The organism is Pseudoalteromonas sp. TB51 (genome assembly GCF_000498055.1).
GTDB classification, from domain to species: domain Bacteria; phylum Pseudomonadota; class Gammaproteobacteria; order Enterobacterales; family Alteromonadaceae; genus Pseudoalteromonas; species Pseudoalteromonas atlantica.
Map to the genome: position 1 here is coordinate 23,330 of NZ_AUTO01000256.1, position 6,782 is coordinate 30,111.

Here is a 6,782-nt window from a genome sequence, read left to right on the forward strand (position 1 = left end):
TCAATGTTCTAGTTGGTTACGTTTTTCGCCAGACATCATAATAGCTAAGCCACAGGCAGAAATCACCACTAACAATAAACCGGGAATGGCAGCACGGCCAAAATAACCGGCTTCGTACACACGCCATAAATAGGTTGAAAGGGTTTCGAACCCGGTCGGGCCTAGCAATAGCGTTGCTTCAAGCTCGCGCATTGATTCTAAAAATACCAATGCAGCACCGGCAATAATACCACGCATTGTTAGCGGCAAGGTAATGCGAGTAAAGGCTTCACGCGGGCTTGCGCCTAATACGCGAGCAGACTTTATTAAGCTTTGATCTAAATGCTCTGTACTGGTGCGAATAGAGCCAACGGCAAGCGGTAAAAATCGTAGCATGTAAGCAATAATCAGAAGCGCTAATGTTTGATATAAAAAAGGGAGTTGCAAGCCGCCATATACCAGCGCGGTGCCCATCACAATGCCAGGAATACCAAAACCAAAATAGGTAACACGCTCCATTATTCTGCCGGCTTTTCCACTTAATGCGGCATGAGCAACAGGAATAGCCACAATAACCNGGCAGCAATGGCTGAGGCATACGCTGAGTTCCACGCTATGCTAAAGTCAAAATTGCTGTAACCATCGCGTGCTAGCCAAACAAAAAATATCGCCAGCGGTAAACCAATAGCTAACAATAAAATAGGGCCAAACGCAGCAATCATTGCGGTTATTTGCCATTTAGTGGGAAATAAAACCAGTGGGCGACCGTGTCGTTCAGAGGCGGTTTTTATTTGTGATTCTATTAAAAGTAAAAAGCCAACAATAACCATTAATTGCAGCGACAACATTGCCGCACGCCCTAATGCAAACGCATTGTATTCTACGTAAATTACCCGGGTAAAGGTGTCTAGGCGCATCATTGCGGGTGTACCAAAGTCTGAAAGTGTATACAGCGCCACTAATAATGAGCCCGCTGCAATACCGTTAACTACACGGGGTAAAATTACTTTAAACACACTTTGTGTCATAGACATACCCAAGGTGCGCGCTGCATTTACCATGCTGGCATCTAAACTGAGCAATGACGAGCGTGTGGTCATCATTACAAAAGGGAAGGTATATAAGGTCATTACAATGGCTGCACCGCTTAACCCGTACATGGGTGGGGTTTCAAAGCCAAGTAGGTTATTTATTTCACCCCCTGGGCCAAACGCAGCGTACAAAGTAAATGCGCCAATATAACTTGGAATAGCCAAGGGCGCGGCAAAAATCACCAGCCATATTTTTTTAAAAGGCAAATGCACATAAGCACTTATAAAAGCCAGTGGTACCCCAATCAAAATTGAGCCTAATACGGTTAAGCCCATTAGCGATAACGTATTGCCCAGTATTTTTAAATTATGACTGTCAAAAAGGGTACTGGAGTCGCTAGCAAGGGTAATTAAAATATAAACAGGGGTAATCGTAATGAGCGCTGCAAGCAGCGCCATTGGGTAAGAAGCAGGTATTCGCATTTATAAAACGCCGTTGTTGCGCATCAAGTTGATGGTGGGGCGTAAATCCGCAAGTTGAGTTAAATCAACCTTTGGTGGAGATATGTCACTCAGCGACGGTAAGCCTGCCGGTTGAGTAATGCCATTAACAAGCGGTATTTCATACGCTTCTCGGGCTAAATAACCTTGTACTTCTTCGCTTAATAAGTAACGCATAAAGTTAGTAGCAAGTGGGTCATCGTTTAGCGTTAAAATACCCGAGGCATTGACTAAACAACCTGCATCTTGCTCGGTAAAGGCTAAGTCTAATTTAGCATCTGGTTTACCCGATTTAAGACGCAGCGTGTAGTAGTGATTAGCAAAACCAATATCTACTTCACCACGTTCTACCGCCATTACAACACCGAGTTCACCGGCGTATGTTTTAGCGCGCTTTTTAACTTTTTTAAGCCATTTAGCAGTTTTATCATCGCCTTCTAAAATACGCATAGCGGTAACAAACGATTGAAACGATGCATAAGCAGGCGCCCAACCAATTGATAAATCGCTATCTGCAATGTCCATTATGCTTGTTGGAATTTGATCTTTAGTTAAACGCGATGTGTTATACGGCAAGGTTCTGATCCGACCGGTAACCGGCGCCCATTGATCGTATCTAAATTGCGGTTGTAACTGTGCAGATAAATCACTCGGTAGGGGCTTTGCAAGGCCTGCATCGGTAACTAGGCCAATAGCGCCTGAGTCAACCGCCCAAAATAAATCGGCACGGCGTACACCTGCCTTTGCCTCTGCCACAATAGTATTGGCAAGTGCAGCAGTCGGACCGCGGCGAATAGCTAAGTTAAAGTCAGGATTTTTTTTCTGAATCGCTTGTAATACATTTTCATACAAACCACCTTCACCACGGCCTAGGTATAAGGTTAAATCACCTTTAAGCTTTGGTAAATTATCAACAGAAACTGGGTTTGCTATATCGGCAGCTAGTGCGCGAGAAAGGGGCAGTGGCAAAGCGCCAACAACCCCTAACGCAGCTAGGCCTTGTATAAAGGTCCTACGCTTCACTTAAAAAACATCCTTACGCGACTTCTCCGCTTTTTCTATTAGCGTTTTAGCGCGGTCTAATTTAGTGTGCATATCACTTACCACGTCACGTACTTCATCAACGCTTTTAGCGCTTTTAATTGTTTGCGGTAGTGTTACGTTAAAATCTTTTTCCAGCACTTCTACTAGTTTTGCATCTTGTTCGATAAGCGTACCTTCTACGCCTTCAAAAAGGTGTAAATACGTATCGTGAACAATTTCAGTGGCTTCTTCGTTTAAGCGCTCTGCAAATTTAGCAACAACACGGTCAAGCTTGTGCTTGATTTCGTCAATGGTGGCACTTTGGGTCATGCCTTCTGTAGCAGTGGCTTTAACTGTATCAAGTAAGCCTTTTTGCTGGAATTTTGCCGCAAGCTTAACAGCACCAAGACCTTGCCACAAGGCTATGTTCATGGCTTTTTGCTGATTGCGCACTTCTTGGGCAGGCTTGTTGTTATCAATGGCCATTTTTACACCATAAATACCTTGCCAAATTGAGGCATATACAGGCACAAAGTTAGTTTCAATAGCGCTGTGAAACTTAACCGACTCCCAATATTCAATTAAATCGTCGCTGTTTACAGCCTTAGCACCGCTTTTGCTGTAGTCAGTTACCATGGTGTCTACTTTACCAACCATCCATTCAACTTCTTCTGAATAGTCTTTAATGTTTTCTTGTAAATGGTTTACGTGCTCACCAATTGGGCCGTTAGCTAGCGCCGGTTGCGTTACAAAAGCAGAAGCTAACAATAAGCTTGCACCTAATGTTTTTACAGATTTAGAAAGGTGTTTCATAGTAAAGAGTCCGAAAAGGTAATTGTAAATGATAGACATTATCATATCCGTAATATTTACTAAAATCAATATAACAAATACGTCAATGCAAAGCTCAAAACCTGAGCAAAATTAATACCTAACAGGCAAATAATGACTATGCCTCTTAGGTATAATTTAACGCTTAGCAGTAATGCTTACCTGCAATTGCAGTGTAAATGGCATCACATAAGGTGTTTATACTGGCTGAGTCACTTATATACGGGGGCATTAGGTAAATAAGTTTACCAAAGGGTCTAATCCATACGCCTTGTTCTACAAAAAAGGCTTGAATTTTAGCAACATCTACATTGCCAGCAGCATCAGTTAGCTCTACAACACCTATTGCGCCTAAGGTACGCACATTGGCAACAGCATCTAATTCATTGCACTTTTTAAGCTGTTGTAGTTGAGTGTTTATATCGCTAATGCGTTGTTGCCAATCCTGCGCTAAAAGTAAATCTATACTGGCGCACGCAACCGCACAGGCAAGCGGGTTGCCCATAAATGTAGGTCCGTGCATCAAAACGCCGGCTTCGCCTTCACTAATGCCTATGGCTATTTTATCACTGGTTAATGTAGCCGAAAGGGTCATTGAGCCACCGGTAAGGGCTTTACCAATACATAAAATATCTGGCTCTATATTAGCGTGCTCTACAGCAAATAATTTACCTGTGCGGCCAAACCCTGTGGCTATTTCATCGCAAATCAGTAATACATTATATTGCGTGCATAATTTACGAACGCAGGCTAAATACGCGGGGTGATAAAAGTTCATGCCGCCGGCGTTTTGAACTATGGGCTCAATAATAAAGGCGGCTACCTCGTGGTGGTGCGTTTTAAAGTATTGTTCAAGTGTTTGGGCTTCTGCTTGGTTAAACTCGCCATCAAATTTACTTACAGGGGCGGGTACAAACACATGCTCTGGTAAAAAACCTTTATACAAACTGTGCATAGAATTAACCGGATCGCACACGCTCATAGCGGCAAATGTATCACCATGATAACCCTTATACGGCGTCATTAATTTTTGCTTAGTTGTAAACCCTTGGCTTAACCAATATTGCAGCGCCATTTTAATCGCTACTTCTACACTTACCGAGCCGCTATCGGCTAAAAACACCTTAGTTAAACTTTTTGGGGTAATTGTAATAAGCCTTTTACACAGCTCTACCGCGCTGTTATGGGTAATGCCGCCAAACATTACATGGCTCATACTATTAATTTGTTCAATCATGGCGTTATTTAGTACCGGATGATTATAGCCATGAATTGCGCTCCACCATGAGGCCATGCCATCAATGAGTTGCTCGCCGGTTTCTAGGTAAATTAAATTATGATTTGCATGAGTAACAGGGTAAACCGGAATAGGCTGCGTCATTGATGTGTAAGGGTGCCAAATATGGTCACGATCAAAATCAAGGTCAATCGTTTGTTTTTTATTCATATGTAAACTTTAACGTGGTGGGTTTCGTTGACAATGGTACTTCAAGACGTAGACTAATCCAACATCACCACTGAGAAAAATAAGAGACTACTATGGAACTTGCACCTGTTCGCCACGATTGGACCCACGCCCAAGTAAAGGCATTATTTGAAATGCCATTTAACGATTTATTATTTAAAGCGGCATCGGTTCATCGCGCTAATTTTAATCCTAACGAAGTACAAATATCTACTTTATTATCTATTAAAACAGGGGCTTGCCCAGAGGATTGTAAATACTGTCCGCAATCGGGGCATTATAAAACCGACTTAGAGCGCGAGCGACTACTAGAAGTAGAAAAAGTGGTAGAGCAAGCACGCCTAGCTAAACAAAAAGGCGCAACCCGTTTTTGTATGGGTGCAGCATGGTCAGATCCAAAAGACAGAGACATGCCGTATATTTCTAAAATGGTTAAAGAAGTAAAAGAACTTGGCCTAGAAACCTGTATGACGCTTGGTAAACTTACCAACGAAAAAGCACATGAGCTAAGTAGCGCAGGGCTTGATTACTACAATCATAACCTCGACACTTCGCCTGAATATTACGAGCAAATTATATCAACGCGTACCTTTGAAGACAGATTAAACACCATAGATCACGTACGCGACGCCGGCATGAAAGTATGCTCAGGCGGTATAGTCGGTATGGGCGAGCAAGCAAACGACCGTTACGGTTTATTAATGCAGCTGGCAAATTTACCGCAGCAACCAGAAAGCGTACCTATTAATATGCTGGTAAAAGTAAAAGGCACACCGCTTGAAAACGTAGACGATTTAGATCATTTTGAATTTATACGTACCATAGCTACTGCCCGTATTATGATGCCACACAGCTATGTGCGTTTATCAGCAGGTCGCAGCGCCATGAACGAGCAAATGCAATCAATGTGCTTTTTTGCAGGCGCTAACTCAATATTTTATGGTGATAAGCTACTCACAACCGAAAACCCAGAGGCCGATGCCGACATGAAGCTAATTAAAAAATTAGGCATGAACCCAGAAAAACACCAAGACTACTCAGACGAAGCCGTTGCCGCATCGCTGTCATCGCAAGTGGCCGATAAAGCAACGTCAGCCTTATTTTACGAAGCCTAAGCTTACCTTTTATGCCATTTGAATTTTTAAATACGCATTTGCAGCAACAACAGCAACATGCGTTATTGCGTAAACGCCATGTGGTGCAGCGCGCCACAGCAGGTACCATTACGGTAAATAACGCAACGTACCTTAATTTTGCCAGTAATGATTACCTAGGCTTTGGTGATTGCAGTATTAACCTTGAGCAAAACAACGTACTCGGTAGCCACAGCTCACCCTTAGTAACTGGGTATCAGGCGCAGCAACAACAGCTTGAGCAATACTTATGTAGTGCACTTGGCTACGAAGCTGGCATGTTGTTTAACTCGGGCTTTAGTGCAAATAGCAGTGTAATTAAAGCGCTGTTTAACGATAAAAGTGCGGCGCAAAACAGTGCAATTTTTCAAGATAAACTCAACCACGCCAGTTTGATTGACGGCGCAATGCACTCAAATGCCGCATTGATCCGCTTTAACCATAATGATTTAAAGCATTTACGTTCGCGGCTCGAAAAATCAAAAGCACACAATAAGCTAATTATTAGCGAAGGGGTGTTTTCGATGGATGGCGACACCGCCCCCATAAAAGAGCTGCTTGCTTTAGCTAAAGAGCACAATGCCTGGCTTATGATTGACGATGCACATGGTTTTGGCGCACTAGGTAAAACCGGTTTAGGTAGCTGTGAGGCATTATTAGATGAAGGCTTAGCACTTCCCGATATACTGGTTATTACCTTTGGAAAAGCAGTAGCAAGCAGCGGGGCCTGTGTATTAGCAAATAACCAATTTATTAATTACATGCTGCAGTTTAACCGCGACTACACGTATTCAACCGCTATGTCGCCGCTTATGGCAG

The 6,782-nt window shown here is 43.0% G+C and carries 4 protein-coding genes and 2 pseudogenes (1 of these 6 cut by a window edge); 2 read left to right on the top strand and 4 right to left on the bottom strand.

The features are described from left to right. From L650_RS0115045 to bioA, 4 genes and pseudogenes are all read right to left on the bottom strand, one after another. Window positions 1–1,493, bottom strand: a pseudogene (locus L650_RS0115045) (ABC transporter permease). Beyond that, complete coding sequence (locus L650_RS0115050; RefSeq protein ID WP_004586642.1) at window positions 1,494–2,534, bottom strand: extracellular solute-binding protein; 1,041 nt, start codon at window positions 2,532–2,534, stop codon at window positions 1,494–1,496. Further along, complete coding sequence (locus tag L650_RS0115055; protein WP_004586641.1) at window positions 2,535–3,347, bottom strand: hypothetical protein; 813 nt, start codon at window positions 3,345–3,347, stop codon at window positions 2,535–2,537. It abuts the gene before it with no gap. A 163-nt stretch (window positions 3,348–3,510) separates the two neighbouring features. Further along, the gene (bioA, locus tag L650_RS0115060; RefSeq protein WP_029773617.1) at window positions 3,511–4,812 is read right to left on the bottom strand and encodes an adenosylmethionine--8-amino-7-oxononanoate transaminase; all 1,302 of its coding nucleotides are present in this window, start codon (window positions 4,810–4,812) and stop codon (window positions 3,511–3,513) included. Between the two features lie 92 nt (window positions 4,813–4,904). Between bioA and bioB the strand changes: the two genes are divergently transcribed. Both bioB and L650_RS0115070 read left to right on the top strand, forming a co-directional pair. Further along, window positions 4,905–5,945, top strand: coding sequence for a biotin synthase BioB (gene bioB / locus L650_RS0115065; RefSeq protein ID WP_029773618.1), 1,041 nt, complete (start codon window positions 4,905–4,907; stop codon window positions 5,943–5,945). An 11-nt stretch (window positions 5,946–5,956) separates the two neighbouring features. Further along, window positions 5,957–6,782: pseudogene (locus L650_RS0115070) on the top strand (aminotransferase class I/II-fold pyridoxal phosphate-dependent enzyme); it runs 319 nt beyond the window's last position.